The sequence below is a fragment of the Providencia sp. JGM181 genome (assembly GCF_018257375.1).
Taxonomy (GTDB): Bacteria; Pseudomonadota; Gammaproteobacteria; order Enterobacterales; family Enterobacteriaceae; genus Providencia; species Providencia lanzhouensis.
In genome coordinates this window covers 1-16,104 of the sequence record NZ_JAERJY010000076.1, presented here as the reverse complement: position 1 = coordinate 16,104, position 16,104 = coordinate 1, and the positions used below count along the sequence as shown (strand labels likewise).

The following is a 16,104-nucleotide window of genomic DNA, read 5'->3' as shown; positions in this document are numbered from 1 at the left end:
CCTAAAAAGTAATTGATAATTATTGAGAAAATTAAATGAATAATTGATATCTTAGCAGTTATTCACTCACTATTTAGAGTGTTATATTTTACACAGCAAATTAGTTTTTAATGTCAGTTTAGGGCAATCGACATGATAGAAGCATTACTTGAAAAATATGCCATTGGCATGACCATCATTGCCGTCTGTTTAGCGTTGTATTTGCTTTTTGAAGTTTTACACAAGCGGCACAAACATAAGCGAAAAAGCATTTTGGTGCATGTGATCCAAACCATGGTGCTGTGCGTGATGGTGTTAGTGGCAGCTCAATCTGTAGATATGGCAGCCAGTGACTTTGATTTAACCTTTATTTCAACACCACTGATTAATCTAGTCGCCATATCGGTGATAGCATTGATTATCACGCGAAAATTCTTTCAGTTGGTTAACCGCCTAGAGAAAAAACAGATTAAAAAAGGCAGTGACCCAACTTCCGCGAGGATTATTGCGCGCGTATTTAAGACCGCGGTCATAGTCATCATTATGCTGTTATTTGGTGAACATTTTGGCATGAGTTTGTCAGGTTTGATGGCATTTGGGGGCATTGGCGGTATCGCTATCGGTATGGCGGGTAAAGATATTCTGAGTAACTTTTTCTCAGGGATCATGCTCTATTTTGACCGCCCGTTTAATATTGGGGATTGGGTCAGCTCGCCGGATAGAAATATTGAAGGGACGGTCGTCGAAATTGGCTGGCGGATCACCAAGATTGTTACGTTTGACCATCGTCCGCTTTATATTCCTAACTCGCTATTTTCTTCCATTAGTGTTGAAAACCCAGGGCGCATGACTAACCGACGGATTAAAACAGAAATCGGTTTACGTTATGAAGATGCCGACAAAGTCAGCGCGATTGTGGACGATATTCGCACCATGCTGAAGCAAGATGAAAATATCGATACAGGGCAAACCTTGCTGGTCTATTTTGATGCGTTTGCGGATTCTTCCCTAAATATTATGGTGTACTGCTTTACGAAAACCACCGTATGGGCAGAATGGCTGGATGCGCAGCAAGCGGTCTATTTGAAAATTATTGATATAGTTAAGCGTCATAATGCGGACTTTGCATATCCATCTCAAACTCTGTACGTAGAAAGAAACAAGTAACCTCGTCGTCTCGAAAAATTAACCGACTGATCCACTGTCATTATTGTCTGTTTCGGTCGGTTAATCTGCAAATAATCTATTTTTTATGGTTTATGACTAAAAAGCCGGTGAGATTATCCGGAAATTTTTATACGATTAACCAGTAAGTTATAAAAAATATTCACCCTAGGCAAAACTGAATAATTTTGCATTAATTCTGACTATTTCATTCTCAGTATCTATCAAGTATATTGAGCCCCTCTTTACCTCAGCTAACCAAGAGCCAGACTGCTATGAAGAAAATCAATGTGGCATGTAGCCAGGGGGTCGCTATCTATTTTACGGGTCAATTCCAGTGGGTAGATATTCGCGATGCACAGTTAAATAATATCGCTGCGGTTGTGCTCTCTGAACAAGATGCAAACCAAGGGCTGTGGAAGAGAGTTGCAGACAGTAAACTCAGTATTCCGCTGTTTGTCATTAGTGACAAGCAGCTACCAGACAATGCACCAACACCTGACTATTTGACCGCATTATTACTGCCAGCGCCTGCTGCGCGTGAAGAAAATAGCCGCCAACTACGAGAGGCCGCAAACCAATACCTCGAACAGTTATTACCACCATTCTTTGCGCGAATGATGGATTATGCTGCGGGTCACAATGTGACGTTTGCCTGCCCCGGGCACCAAGGTGGACAATTTTTCCGTCGTCATCCAACGGGTGAACAGTTCTACCAATTCTATGGTGAAAATCTCTTTCGCACTGATTTATGTAACGCTGATGTGGCGATGGGGGATTTGCTGATCCACGAAGGTGCGGCAAAAGAAGCCCAAAAATTTGCGGCGAAAGTGTTCAATGCAGATAAAACCTATTTTGTGCTTAATGGCACGTCGTCATCCAATAAAGTGGTCTTAAATGCCTTATTAACACCGGGTGATTTAGTGCTGTTTGACCGCAATAACCATAAATCTAACCATCATGGCGCCCTGATCCAAGCAGGGGCAACACCCGTTTATTTGGAAACAGCGCGTAATCCATTTGGGTTTATTGGTGGAATTGATGCCCACTGTTTTACCGAAGAATACTTAAGAAACGCGGTGAGCGAAGTGATGCCGGAAAAAACACAGGCAGAAAAACCGTTCCGCCTTGCCGTGATCCAGCTAGGGACTTATGACGGAACAGTCTACAACGCGAGGCAAGTGGTGGATAAGATTGGGCACCTTTGCGAATACATTCTGTTTGATTCCGCGTGGGTGGGTTACGAACAATTTATCCCGATGATGCGCCAATGCTCGCCGTTGCTGCTGGAACTGAACGAGAATGACCCCGGTATTATGGTGACGCAATCTGTTCATAAGCAGTTGGCGGGTTTTTCACAGGCTTCGCAGATCCATAAAAAAGATAACCATATCAAAGGTCAAGAGCGCTTTGTTTCCCATAAGAAACTGAATAACGCGTTTATGATGCACGCCTCTACCAGCCCGTTTTACCCACTGTTTGCTTCATTAGATGTGAATGCGCGCATGCACCAAGGGGAAGCGGGGGAAATGATGTGGATGGAGTGTGTGCGACAAGGGATTGAGGTTAGAAAATCCATTATTCAACACTGCAGTCACTTTAGACCGTTTGTGCCTGAGCGAGTGGATGGAAAGCCGTGGCATGAATACCCAACAGAACAAATTGCATCGGAGCAGCGTTTCTTTAATTTCATTCCGAAAGAGCGTTGGCATGCGTTTGAGGGTTACGCGCAAGACCAATATTTCGTTGACCCATGCAAGCTGATGCTGACGACGCCGGGGATTGATGTAGAAAGCGGCGAGTATGAGTCTTTCGGGGTTCCTGCGACGATTTTGGCACATTTCCTGCGTGAACATGGGGTGATCCCTGAAAAATGCGATTTAAACTCGATTTTATTCCTGCTAACACCAGCGGAATCACGTGAAAAGCTGGAATTGCTGGTTTCTCACTTAGTACGTTTCGAGCAGCTTCTGGATGAAGACGCATTATTTGAAGACGTTTTACCATCCGTGTATCAGCGTTATCAGGAACAGTATCAAGGGTATACTCTGCGTCGATTGTGCCAAGAAATGCATCAATTAAGCGTGGATTTTAATATTAAACAGCTACAAAAAGAGATGTTCCGCAAGGCGCATTTCCCTGTAGTGAAAATGAATCCACAACAGGCACATCTGGAGTTTATTCGCGGCAATGTGGAATTACTGCCACTGGATGAGTTAGAGGGGCGAATTGCCGCAGAAGGGGCGTTACCTTATCCGCCGGGCGTGCTGTGTGTGGTACCGGGGGAAGTCTGGTCAGGGCCTGTTCTTCAGTATTTTAAAGCGCTGGAAGCGGGGATTAATGCCTTACCTGGTTTTGCACCTGAGCTGCAAGGGGTCTATATTTCGAAAAATGAGAATGGACCAAAGCGCGTGTATGCGCATGTTTTGAAATAAATTTCTTCGTATTCAGACATCGAGCATAGATTTTGCCGCATGAGATAGCTAAATTGGGATCCGCGAAATGTGGATCCCGATTGACGATAAGGCAACCCTATGACGAAAAAGATTATTTTAGACTGTGACCCAGGGCATGACGATGCCATCGCTATGCTACTGGCTTACGGCAATCCAAACATCGATTTACTCGCCGTCACCACGGTTGCAGGCAACCAAACTCTCGAAAAAGTCACCCGTAATGCCCGTGCGATTGCTGAAATGGCGAATATTCGCGGCATTCCTTTTGCTGCGGGTTCAGCGCGCCCATTAGTGCGTGAAGTGGAAGTAGCGCCTGATATTCATGGGGATTCTGGATTGGATGGTCCTGAGCTCCCAACCCCAACGTTAGCGTTGGATGAGCGCCATGGGGTAAATTTGATCATCGATACCATCATGTCCCACCCACCAAAAACCATTACCTTAGTGCCTACGGGGGCGCTGACCAATATCGCGTTAGCGGCAAGGCTAGAACCTCGGATTGTGGAACGTGTAAAAGAAGTGGTGTTGATGGGCGGTGGCTACCATGTGGGAAATTGGAGTCCAGTCGCAGAATTTAATATCAAAATAGATCCAGAAGCCGCCCATATTGTTTTCAATGAAAAATGGCCGCTAACGATGGTTGGTCTGGATCTCACTCACCAAGCACTGGCAACGCCAGAAGTCGTGGCGAAAATTGCCGAAATAGACACGAAATGCTCGCAGTTTGTTGTCGAATTGCTGGATTTCTTCGGAAAAATGTACAAACAAGCTCAGGGTTTTGATGCGCCGCCAGTGCATGATCCTTGCGCTGTTGCCTATGTGATAGACCCATCAGTAATGACCACCCAAAAAGTTCCTGTGGACATTGAATTAACGGGAACGCTGACTCTTGGCATGACGGTGGCAGATTTTCGACATCCCGCTCCTGCGGATTGCCATACCCAGGTTGCCGTGAAATTAGACCGTGACAAGTTTTGGCAGATGGTTATCGACGCACTGAAAAATATTGGTTAATGGAATCGTATTTAACATGAAGAGTGAATTAGAACAGATGCCTTATGAGGCATTAATTGAACGCAGCATGAACTCTCTGGAATTGAAAAATCAGTTCCATTGCGATAATTGGAAATTGGATGAAGCCAGTTGGTCGGTGGATCAAGATGAAGGCACCATTATTTTCCATGCACCGGACAATATAATGGTGACGGCACCCGTGCAAATCATTGGGACTTATGACCAAAATGTGGGGAGCTGGATGTGGGGCTGGGCAAATAGCTCCATTGATGAGTCATTAATGCGAGATGCGATTGCGGTTAAAGCTTACGGTGAGCGCCAAGATAATAGTTTGCTGACCTCCCGTGTGAGCGATATCGAAGAGTATGATGCATGGCAGTTGGCGGCATTGGCTTGTGAGTTAAATGAGCAACAAGGTGTTTATCGCGGCGTTGCAGGTAGTACACTGATTTTTATGACGTTCGGCCAAGTTTCCCTTCAAAAAATCTAAGCCAGAAGCGCCTTTTTTATCATAGATAATAAGGGCGCTACCAACTCCTCGAAAACGACCTGCCCAGTTTATTATGGCAATAGTTTATTATGACAAAAGAAAGTCAGCTGTTAAAATGCGGCTTTCTTTTGCTATTTCACAACAGCATAAGCCTTAAATTAGATATCAACGCCAAAAGACCAACATGCAACAAAATCAAACGATAGAACAAAATACACCATCAACAACAGGTGGTTACAAAAACCTTAACCGCTTCTCGGTTGCGCCTATGCTCGATTGGACCGACCGCCATTGCCGTTATTTCCATCGCTTATTAACGAAAAATACGTTGCTGTACACCGAAATGGTGACGACGGGCGCGATCATTTATGGCAAAGGCAATTATCTTGCTTATAGCGAAGAAGAACACCCAGTTTCCTTGCAATTGGGCGGTAGTGACCCTGCGGCTTTAGCGCAATGCGCAAAATTAGCGCAAGAGCGTGGCTACGATGAAATCAACCTGAACGTTGGTTGCCCATCAGACCGCGTACAGAACGGGCGTTTTGGTGCATGTTTAATGGCGGATGCTCAGCTGGTCGCAGATTGTGTCAAAGCGATGCGTGACGTGGTATCTATCCCTGTAACGGTGAAAACGCGCATTGGGATTGATGAGCAAGATAGCTACGAATTTTTATGCGAATTCATTGATACCGTCTCCACAAAAGGGGACTGCGACATGTTTATTATCCATGCTCGCAAGGCGTGGTTATCAGGATTAAGTCCAAAAGAAAACCGTGAAATTCCCCCTCTGGATTACCCACGCGTATACCAATTAAAACGCGATTTCCCTCACTTGACTATGGCTCTCAATGGCGGGGTTAAAACCCTCGAAGAAGCTAAAGAACATCTAAAACATTTAGATGGCGTGATGGTGGGTCGTGAAGCGTATCAAAATCCGTCAATTTTGACCGCAGTAGATAATCAATTGTTTGATGAAACAATGCCCATTATCGATAGCGTTGCCGCTGTCCGTAGTATGTATCCATACATCGAAAAAGAGCTATCTAACGGGGCTTATTTAGGGCATATGACTCGCCATATGTTAGGGATTTTCCAAGGAATTCCGGGAGCTCGTCAATGGCGTCGCCACTTAAGCGAAAATGCCCATAAACAAGGTGCTGACTTATCAGTGGTTGAACAAGCGCTCGCGTTTGTAACTCGCGGCGAGTAAATATTACTTAAATAAAATTGTGATTTTGGCTGATGCGGGCTGAATAGGATTATCTGCATGCTATGATAAAACTCATTAATGAATGAGGAAGAAGCAGATGAAAATATTAATAGCAACCTCTTTGCTGCTGTTAGTTGCTGGATGTTCGGGGTCAGGTGGGCAGATGCGAGAACCCCCAAAGCAAGATCCCTATGAAGGAACGGTGCTAAACACCATCAAAGAGAACCAGCAGATCTACAAAGAGCAGCAAGCACGCAAAGGGCACTATTAATTCGTGCAACTGAAGTAATTATTTAGTGCAACGGAAGTGAGTAAAAATTACCGTTGTTAGAAGTTAAAAAGCGCCAGTTATTAATAGCTGGCGCTTTTTTTTAGGAATTAAGGAATGAGCAAGCTTGAGCCTTGAGTCTTACGTTGTTCCAGTGTTTGGTGGGCTTTTTGGGCATCTTTCAGCGCAAAAATTTGAGATGCCGGCACATCAACATTCACTTTGCCACTTAAAATCATATCAAACAGGGCTTTGCTGGCTTGGTCTAACTCTTCTCTGTTAGTGACATAGCCACCTAATGATGGGCGGGTCACATACAGGGAGCCTTTTTGATTTAAGATCCCTAAATTAACCCCAGTTACGGCGCCAGAAGCATTACCAAAGCTTACCATCAAACCGCGACGTTTCAGTGAATCTAAAGAAGCTAGCCAGGTCGCTTGACCTACGGAGTCATACACCACATTCACTTTTTCACCGTGAGTGATTTCTTTCACTCGCTCAGCAATATTTTCAGTTTGGTAATTGATGACTTCCCATGCCCCTGCGGCTTTCGCACGCTGCGCTTTCTCTTCGGAGCCAACAGTACCAATCATTTTCGCGCCTAACGCTTTTGCCCATTGGCAAGCAATTAGACCAACACCACCCGCCGCAGCGTGGAATAAGAAAACTTCATCTTTTTGAACTTGATAGGTTTGATTGAGTAGATAGTAAACTGTCATCCCCTTAAGCGAACAGGCGGCCGCTTGTTCGAAGGTGATGTCATCGGGTAAGTGTGCCACGGCATTGACAGGCACATTATGAACTTCACTGTATGCCCCTAGCGGACCTTGTGCGTAAACCACGCGATCACCCGGTTTGAAACCGGTGACTTGGGAGCCAGTTTTAACCACTACACCCGCCGCTTCTGTGCCAAGTCCACATGGCAAACTTGCAACTGGATACAGTCCACTGCGTACATAGGTATCAATAAAGTTAATACCAATTGCACGGTTTTCGATTTGGATTTCGTTTTCAGCCGGCCCATTCGGGGAATAGTCGACAAAATTGAGGACTTCAGGACCACCATGTTGCGAAAATTCAATACGTTTTGCCATGATCATCTCCAATGAGTGAGTTTGTTTTTATTAACAGTATCAATTGCCCCATCATAACGCGATGCTTTAATGAGAAGAATTATCGGTTTGTGCGCTGCGTTAAGATTGTGCCTGCAATAATATCTTGTACAGATAACAATAAAGACGCCACATGACACCTAAGATTGGCGTATACTAACTGTTGGTTAATTATAGACGTGGATATTTCAAGTATGGCTAAAAAACCCTCCTCAGATTACAAGACAAACCCACCGCGCGATCAGCAAATGGAAGGCTTAAAACTTCCGCCGCACTCTATCGAAGCGGAACAGTCTGTATTGGGGGGACTGATGTTAGACAACGAACGTTGGGACACGGTCTCCGAGCGTGTCACGTCAGCGGACTTTTTTAGTCGTCCTCACCGCACTATCTTTGCCCAAATGCAGATCCTGCTTGAGCAGGGCAAGCCCATCGACTTGATCACCCTGTCAGAATCCCTTGAACAACAAGGGGAATTGGACAGCGTTGGGGGCTTTGCTTACTTAGCCGAATTATCGAAAAATACCCCAAGTGCGGCGAACATCAATGCTTATGCGGACATCGTCCGCGAACGTGCTATTGTACGAGATATGATCTCCGTCGCCAATGATATTGCTGATGCTGGGTATGACCCACAAGGTCGCAGTAGTGAAGATTTACTCGATTTCGCAGAAACCAAAGTTTTCCAAATCGCAGAATCGCGCGCGAATAAAGATGAAGGCCCGAAAGGGATTGAAGCGATTTTGTCGGAAACCGTTGAGAAAATCGAACAGCTTTATCAGCAGCCTCATGATGGTGTCACCGGAGTTTCCACAGGCTATCAAGATTTAGATAAGAAAACCGCAGGGTTACAAGGCTCAGATTTAATTATTGTTGCTGCGCGTCCATCCATGGGTAAAACCACCTTTGCGATGAACTTGTGTGAAAATGCGGCGATGACTGAAGAAAAACCAGTACTTATCTTCAGTTTGGAGATGCCCGGCAACCAGATCATGATGCGTATGCTCGCATCACTGTCTCGCGTAGACCAAACTCGTATTCGTACGGGGCAGCTTGATGATGAGGATTGGGCGCGAATTTCGAGCACCATGGGCATATTGATGGAAAAACGCAATATGTACATTGATGACTCATCGGGGTTAACACCAACGGAAGTCCGCTCTCGTGCTCGCCGAATTTATCGCGAACACGGTGGGCTAAGCCTGATTATGATCGACTACCTTCAGTTAATGCGCGTGCCAGCGTTGTCCGATAACCGTACATTGGAAATCGCCGAAATTTCTCGTTCTCTCAAGGCGTTAGCGAAAGAATTAAACGTGCCAGTGGTGGCGCTTTCCCAGCTAAACCGTAGCTTGGAGCAACGAGCAGATAAACGCCCAGTAAACTCCGACTTACGTGAATCAGGCTCCATCGAGCAAGATGCCGACTTAATCATGTTTATCTATCGTGACGAGGTCTATCACGATAACAGCGACCTTAAAGGGGTCGCAGAAATTATTTTAGGTAAACAACGTAATGGTCCGATAGGGACGGTGAGGCTGACGTTTAATGGGCAGTGGTCGAGGTTTGATAATTATGCTGGGCCAGCCTACGATGACGAATAACCTAATCTCGTCATATTTTGAGCTGTAGCTGTGTTGGTCGCTCTCAGCCACCCTAGTCACATACTTGTGTATGCTCCTAGGGATGGCTTCGTTTACCGCCTTGCTACAGTTCAAACTATTTAGAGCTTATTGATAATTAAAGATTAAAGAATATTTCGGTTAATTTAAGTTTAGGTAGTTGGTTGATACATTTTAAAATGAATAATTAAGAGGAAGAAATGAAAGCGGCAACCGCATTAATAAACCGCCGCGCTCTGCGACACAACCTGCAACGCGTGAGAGAATTGGCGCCGAATAGCCGTCTGATTGCAGTTGTTAAAGCAAACGCTTATGGTCATGGATTAATTGGAGTTGGCACCGAAATTCAAGGAATTGTCGATGGTTTTGGGGTGGCGCGTTTAAATGAAGCCCTGCTGCTTCGACATCAAGGCGTGACAAAACCGATTGTTTTATTAGAAGGTTTCTTCGAAAAATCCGATTTGCAGTTGATGGTGGAATACAACATCGATACGGTGATCCACTGCATTGAACAACTGGAAATGCTGGAAAATGCCCAGCTTGCCAAAAAAATCAAAGTATGGATGAAACTCGATACAGGCATGCATCGCCTTGGCGTACTTCCTCAGCATGCGGAAAGTTTTTACCAACGTCTTCAAAACTGTAGCAACGTCGATTTACCTATCAACATTGTCAGCCACTTCTGTCAGGCCGATGCGCCTGAGCTCCCAACCACCAAAAAACAAATCGAATGCTTCCAACAGTTTGTCTCTGATAAACCGGGTGAAAAATCCATCGCGGCATCCGCAGGGATCCTTTTATGGCCAGAAGCTCATTATGACTGGGTTCGCCCCGGTATTATGATGTATGGCGCTTCACCACAAGAAGGCAAAAGCGCCGCAAGCTTCGGTTTATTACCCGTCATGACCTTAAAATCTAGCCTGATTGCGGTGAGAGAGCATTCGGCAGGGCAGTGTGTTGGCTACGGCGAAACCTGGTGCAGTGAACGCAATACCCGCCTTGGGGTGGTAGCGATTGGTTATGGAGATGGTTATCCGCGTAACGTACCATCAGGAACACCCGTTCTAGTAAATGGACGAAAAGTGCCGATTATTGGACGAATTTCCATGGATATGACCGTCGTGGATTTAGGGCCAGATGCCACCGATAAAGTGGGGGATGACGTCATTCTATGGGGAAATGCTCTGCCAGTGGAAGAAATTGCCGCACAAACAGGCATCATTAACTATGAGCTTTTGACGAAATTGACCTCACGAGTCGCAATGGAATATGTAGACGAATAGGTTTTAAAGGGTTATTTTCACAAGACAAAAGTAATAAAGAAAACCTACAAGTAGGAGATATCCTGTGTACCAACATGTTGATGCTTATCCGGGCGACCCAATTTTATCGCTGATGGATGAATTTAATAAAGATACTCGTGAAGGCAAAATTAACCTGAGTATTGGTCTTTATTATGATGCAGAGGGGAAAACCCCTGAGCTGGAAACCGTCGGCACAGCGAAAGCTGCACTGAGAAAACTTCCGGCAAGTGCATCGCTTTATCTGCCAATGGAAGGTTTGAAAGATTACCGTACTGAATTACAAAAATTGGTGTTCGGTGAAGATTGCCCGCTAATCGCTCAAGAGCGTATTGCTACCGTACAAACCATCGGTGGTTCTGGCGCACTGAAAATTGGGGCTGATTTTTTACACCATTATTTCCCGAATTCAGAAGTCTGGTGCAGTAACCCAACATGGGAAAACCACGCCTCTATCTTCTCTGGCGCTGGCACAAAAGTGCATTACTACCCTTACTTCGATGAAAAAACCAAAGGGGTTAAATTTGATGAAATGCTGGAAACCTTCAAAAAGTTACCAGAAAACAGCATCATCTTAATGCACCCTTGCTGCCATAACCCAACCGGCTCGGATTTAACGCCAGCCCAGTGGGATGAAGTGACGAAAGTGGCACTTGAACACAAATTGATCCCATTCTTAGATATCGCGTATCAAGGTTTTGCGGAAGGTATCGATGAAGATGCTTATGCAATTCGCACGATGGTGAAAGCGGGCCTGCCAGTATTCGTCAGCAATTCATTCTCGAAAATCTTTGGTATCTACGGTGAACGTGCGGGTGGTTTATCCGTTATCTGTAAAGATAAAGATGAGCGCGACCGCGTGTTGGGTCAATTGAAGGCGGGCGTTCGTCGTCTGTATTCAAGCCCACCATCTAACGGCGCAAAAATTGTTGCGGCAGTACTGACTGATAGCCAACAAAAAGCGAAATGGCTGGACGAAGTGGAAGAGATGCGTTTGCGTATTTTAGATATGCGCACTGTTTTGGTGGATGAGCTGAAAAAAGCGCTGCCAAATAAAAACTTCGACCACCTGTTAAAACAGCGCGGTATGTTCAGCTACACGGGTTTTTCTCAACAACAAGTTGACCGTCTGAAAGATGAGTTTGCGGTTTATTTAGTTGGAACTGGTCGTGTGTGTATGGCAGGTGTAAACCGTCATAACGTGAAGCGTATCGTGGAAGCGTTCGCGGCAGTTAGTCAGTAATCGTTAGTAACGAACGGTTATATAAGCATTAAAAAGGGGAACTGAGTTCCCCTTTTTCTATTTTGATTGGCGGTTTCTGTTAACTATTTTTACTTCAGTTAACTCAGTAGCCACGCGCTAAGATAGGCTTCAAGAAACGCGCAGTATGGGATTTTTCACATTCAGCGACCTGCTCAGGGGTACCTGAAATTAAAATCTCACCGCCACCGCTACCACCTTCTGGGCCTAGGTCGACAATCCAGTCTGCCGTTTTGATCACATCCAAGTTATGCTCGATGACGACGATGGTATTGCCTTGATCACGCAATTGGTGCAAGACAACAAGCAGTTGCTGGATATCGGCAAAGTGCAATCCGGTGGTTGGCTCATCCAAAATATAGATGGTCTGTCCGGTGCCGCGTTTAGACAACTCGCGAGCTAATTTTACGCGCTGTGCTTCACCGCCGGATAAGGTCGTCGCAGATTGACCTAAGCGAATGTAGGAGAGACCCACATCCATCAGCGTTTGCAGCTTACGCGCTAGTGCAGGCACGGCATCAAAGAATTCGCGGGACTCTTCGATAGTCATATCCAACACTTCATGGATGCTTTTGCCTTTGTATTTGATCTCTAAGGTTTCGCGGTTATAGCGCTTGCCTTTACATTGGTCACACGGCACATAGACATCAGGTAAGAAGTGCATTTCGACTTTAATTACCCCATCCCCTTGGCAAGCTTCACAACGTCCGCCTTTCACGTTAAAGCTGAAACGCCCTGGGTTATAGCCGCGAGTCCGTGACTCTGGTACACCTGCGAACAGCTCACGAATTGGCGTAAATATGCCCGTATAAGTTGCTGGGTTTGAACGCGGTGTACGTCCAATAGGGCTTTGGTCGATATCGATCACTTTATCGAAATGCTCTAAACCTTCGACATTGGTATACGGCGCAGGGTTAATCACCGTTGCCCCATTTAACTGGCGCTGAGCAATTGGGAATAGCGTATCGTTGATGAGCGTGGATTTACCGGAACCAGAAACCCCTGTAATACATGTAAATAAGCCAACAGGAATATTCAGGGTGACATTCTTCAGGTTGTTGCCTGTTGCGCCGGAGACTGTCAGGACTTTGTCTTTATTAAATGGAACACGTGTTTGCGGGATATCAATCTTGCGCTCACCACTTAAGAATTTGCCCGTTAAGGATTCTGGGTTAGCAACAATATCTTCCAATGTGCCTTGCGCCACAATTTGCCCACCGTGAACACCGGCACCTGGACCAATATCAATCACATGGTCAGCCGCGCGGATCGCATCTTCATCGTGCTCAACCACAATCACGGTGTTCCCTAAGTTACGTAGGTGAATCAGGGTTTCCAGCAATCGGTCATTATCACGCTGGTGGAGCCCGATAGACGGTTCATCCAGCACATACATCACACCGACCAGACCAGCACCGATTTGGCTAGCTAGACGGATCCGCTGAGCCTCACCACCAGATAATGTTTCTGCGGAGCGTGAAAGGCTTAAGTAATTGAGCCCCACATTCACTAAGAACTTCAGACGGTCGCTGATCTCTTTCAGGATTTTTTCGGCAATCTTGGCGCGTTGCCCACTGAGTTTTAAGTTTTGGAAAAACTCCATCGCATGACCGATGCTGTAATCTGCAATTTCAGGCAGGGTGGTATTTTCCACAAATACAAAGCGAGCTTCTTTGCGCAAGCGTGTTCCGGAGCAAGTCACACAAGGGCGGTTACTAATGTATTTTGCTAACTCTTCGCGCACCGCAGTGGATTCCGTCTCTTTATAGCGGCGTTCCATATTGTTAAGCACACCCTCAAATGGGTGGTGGCGTACAGTGATATCGCCGCGATCATTACGGTATTTGAATTCAATAGTTTCTTTGCCTGAGCCGTATAAAATCACTTTTTGAATGGCAGGGCTGAGCGAGTCATAAGGGGCTTCAACATCGAATTTATAGTGTTCGCCCAATGACATTAACATCTGAAAATAATAGAAATTACGGCGATCCCAGCCGCGAATAGCGCCGCCAGCGAGGGAAATTTCGGTATTTTGAATCACGCGCTCAGGGTCAAAAAACTGCTGAACCCCTAAGCCGTCGCAGCTTGGGCAAGCCCCTGCAGGGTTGTTGAATGAGAACAGGCGCGGTTCTAACTCCATCATGCTATAGCCACAGACGGAGCACGCAAAGTTAGCGGAAAACACGAGCTCTTCAGCTTTCGGGTCATCCATATCGGCGACAACAGCAGTACCGCCAGAGAGCTCTAATGCGGTTTCAAAGGATTCGGCAAGGCGCTGGGCGATATCGTCGCGTACTTTGAAACGGTCAACCACGACTTCAATGGTATGTTTTTTCTGTAACTCGAGTTTTGGTGGATCGGATAAATCACAAACTTCACCATCAATACGGGCGCGAATATACCCTTGGCTCGCTAAGTTATCGAGTAACTTAACGTGCTCACCTTTACGTTCTTTTACGACCGGAGCCAACAGCATCATACGGCGATCGGTCGGCTGTGCGAGGACGTTATCCACCATCTGGCTAACGGTTTGTGCCGCAAGCGGAATATCATGATCAGGGCAGCGTGGCTCACCTACACGGGCAAACAATAGACGCAGGTAGTCATGGATCTCGGTGATGGTCCCAACCGTTGAACGTGGGTTATGAGAAGTGGATTTCTGTTCAATGGAGATAGCAGGCGACAGCCCTTCGATATGGTCAACATCCGGCTTTTCCATTAAAGAAAGGAATTGACGAGCATACGCGGATAGCGACTCAACATAACGACGCTGACCTTCAGCATAGAGGGTATCAAAGGCGAGGGAGGATTTCCCTGAACCAGATAGCCCTGTAATAACTATCAGCTTGTCTCGGGGGATGATGAGATTGATATTTTTTAGGTTATGCGTGCGTGCGCCGCGGACTTCGATATTCTCCATTTACCACTTCCCGAATGAATTGATAGTGAACAAAAATGAACTTGGTAGTCTTAATTAACGAGCCAGTATTAATAAACGATTTAGTATTGCACAAAATTTGCTGAATGGATATACAGTATATGTGCTCTTTATATTTCATTCCATAGGGGGCTGATGGCAACTTATCTGTGGCGCCAATAATTAACGTCTATACTAAAAATCAGTAATGCAGATTTCACTTAAATTTGGAAAGCGCTTCGCAACTTCTTATCAAGCAATCTCAATTTATGGTGCAATACAGATAGGTCGTGGTAAACTTCACGGTCAGTCCAGAGATTAAAAATTCAATGCATCAGGAGTAATAAATGGCCACCAGAGGCGTAAATAAAGTAATTCTTATCGGTAACTTAGGACAAGATCCAGAAATCCGTTATATGCCTAACGGCGGAGCTGTCGCTAACCTGACTCTGGCAACTTCTGAAAGTTGGCGTGACAAGCAAACTGGTGAAATGCGTGAAAAAACCGAATGGCACCGTGTTGTAATTTTCGGTAAATTGGCCGAAGTTGCCGGTGAATACCTGAAAAAAGGTTCACAAGTTTATATCGAAGGTTCACTGCAAACCCGTAAATGGCAAGACCAAAGCGGTCAAGATCGCTACACTACCGAAGTTGTGGTGAATATCGGTGGTTCAATGCAGATGCTTGGTGGTCGTGGCGGCGATGCCCCATCACAAGGTCAAAGCGGCGGACAGGGCGGTTGGGGTCAACCACAACAGCCGCAAGCAGCACAACAATTCAGTGGCGGCGGAGCAGCACCAGCGCGTTCACCAGCGCCACAAACCAATGAACCACCAATGGATTTTGATGACGATATCCCGTTCTAATTTTTAAATTAGAAAATCAAAATCATCGATTAAAGCCCTTAATTTTAAGGGCTTTAATTTTTTGGAGATTAGTTAGCCATAAAATTATTATGAAATTAATTTTATGTGCATGTAACAATTTGATTATATAAAAATAAAATGCAATTTGAGCGAAATATCTAACATTTGACATTTACGAAATTTTTCGTAAATTAAGGGTGTTCTATGGGATTCAAGCAAGTCAAAAAGGATATTTTAACAGCGCTAGTCCATGGTTGTTATCAACACGAAGTACGTAATAATTATATCGATAAAAATAAGTTGCAAACGGGTGAAATTGACGTAGAGACGGTTATAGAAATCATTCATCGTAGTACAGGAAATGATTATTCAAAAAGTTCACATCACCAAGCTAATGAAATAGATGTACATATAATAAAAAGAGAAGGCTGGTATATTAAATAT

The 16,104-nt window shown here is 45.2% G+C and carries 13 protein-coding genes; 11 read left to right on the top strand and 2 right to left on the bottom strand.

Going from position 1 to position 16,104, the window contains the following annotated elements; translation table 11 throughout:
* Positions 1 to 132 precede the first annotated feature (132 nt).
* From JK188_RS10985 to JK188_RS10960, 6 genes are all read left to right on the top strand, one after another.
* Complete coding sequence (locus JK188_RS10985) at positions 133 to 1,146, top strand: mechanosensitive ion channel family protein (RefSeq protein ID WP_211887853.1); 1,014 nt, start codon at positions 133 to 135, stop codon at positions 1,144 to 1,146.
* A gap of 272 nt (positions 1,147 to 1,418) precedes the next feature.
* Positions 1,419 to 3,578, top strand: a complete 2,160-nt coding sequence (locus JK188_RS10980) for an ornithine decarboxylase (RefSeq protein WP_211887852.1) — start codon at positions 1,419 to 1,421, stop codon at positions 3,576 to 3,578.
* Between the two features lie 99 nt (positions 3,579 to 3,677).
* Positions 3,678 to 4,613, top strand: coding sequence for a uridine-preferring nucleoside hydrolase UriH (uriH, locus tag JK188_RS10975; protein WP_211887851.1), 936 nt, complete (start codon positions 3,678 to 3,680; stop codon positions 4,611 to 4,613).
* A gap of 16 nt (positions 4,614 to 4,629) precedes the next feature.
* Entirely contained in the window at positions 4,630 to 5,103 is a 474-nt protein-coding gene (locus JK188_RS10970) for a DUF6882 domain-containing protein (protein WP_036955048.1), read from the top strand.
* Positions 5,104 to 5,287: 184 nt separating this feature from the next.
* Positions 5,288 to 6,313, top strand: a complete 1,026-nt coding sequence (gene dusA / locus JK188_RS10965; RefSeq protein ID WP_211887850.1) for a tRNA dihydrouridine(20/20a) synthase DusA — start codon at positions 5,288 to 5,290, stop codon at positions 6,311 to 6,313.
* A 97-nt stretch (positions 6,314 to 6,410) separates the two neighbouring features.
* Positions 6,411 to 6,584: a hypothetical protein gene (locus JK188_RS10960; protein ID WP_181477955.1), complete on the top strand. Its 174-nt coding sequence runs from the start codon at positions 6,411 to 6,413 to the stop codon at positions 6,582 to 6,584.
* A 107-nt stretch (positions 6,585 to 6,691) separates the two neighbouring features.
* Here the strand turns inward: JK188_RS10960 and JK188_RS10955 are convergent, their stop codons facing one another.
* Positions 6,692 to 7,675: a quinone oxidoreductase gene (locus JK188_RS10955; protein ID WP_211887849.1), complete on the bottom strand. Its 984-nt coding sequence runs from the start codon at positions 7,673 to 7,675 to the stop codon at positions 6,692 to 6,694.
* 212 nt (positions 7,676 to 7,887) lie between these two features.
* Here JK188_RS10955 and dnaB point away from each other — a divergent pair, with 212 nt between their 5' ends.
* The 3 genes from dnaB (at position 7,888) to JK188_RS10940 (ending at position 11,859) form a co-directional block, all read left to right on the top strand.
* Positions 7,888 to 9,297, top strand: a complete 1,410-nt coding sequence (dnaB, locus tag JK188_RS10950) for a replicative DNA helicase (protein WP_036955040.1) — start codon at positions 7,888 to 7,890, stop codon at positions 9,295 to 9,297.
* A gap of 218 nt (positions 9,298 to 9,515) precedes the next feature.
* A complete protein-coding gene (gene alr / locus JK188_RS10945; RefSeq protein WP_211887848.1) occupies positions 9,516 to 10,598 on the top strand; it encodes an alanine racemase in 1,083 nt (360 codons plus the stop codon).
* 64 nt (positions 10,599 to 10,662) lie between these two features.
* A complete protein-coding gene (locus JK188_RS10940) occupies positions 10,663 to 11,859 on the top strand; it encodes an amino acid aminotransferase (RefSeq protein ID WP_036955033.1) in 1,197 nt (398 codons plus the stop codon).
* Positions 11,860 to 11,962: 103 nt separating this feature from the next.
* On the opposite strand, the gene uvrA is transcribed toward JK188_RS10940, so the two are convergent.
* Entirely contained in the window at positions 11,963 to 14,797 is a 2,835-nt protein-coding gene (gene uvrA / locus JK188_RS10935) for an excinuclease ABC subunit UvrA (protein WP_211887847.1), read from the bottom strand.
* Between the two features lie 344 nt (positions 14,798 to 15,141).
* Between uvrA and JK188_RS10930 the strand changes: the two genes are divergently transcribed.
* Together JK188_RS10930 and JK188_RS10925 are read left to right on the top strand one after the other, a co-directional pair.
* On the top strand, positions 15,142 to 15,660 hold the full coding sequence (locus JK188_RS10930; protein WP_036955024.1) for a single-stranded DNA-binding protein: 519 nt from the start codon (positions 15,142 to 15,144) through the stop codon (positions 15,658 to 15,660).
* 204 nt (positions 15,661 to 15,864) lie between these two features.
* A partial coding sequence (locus JK188_RS10925) for a hypothetical protein (protein ID WP_211888643.1) occupies positions 15,865 to 16,104 on the top strand: 240 nt, incomplete at its 3' end.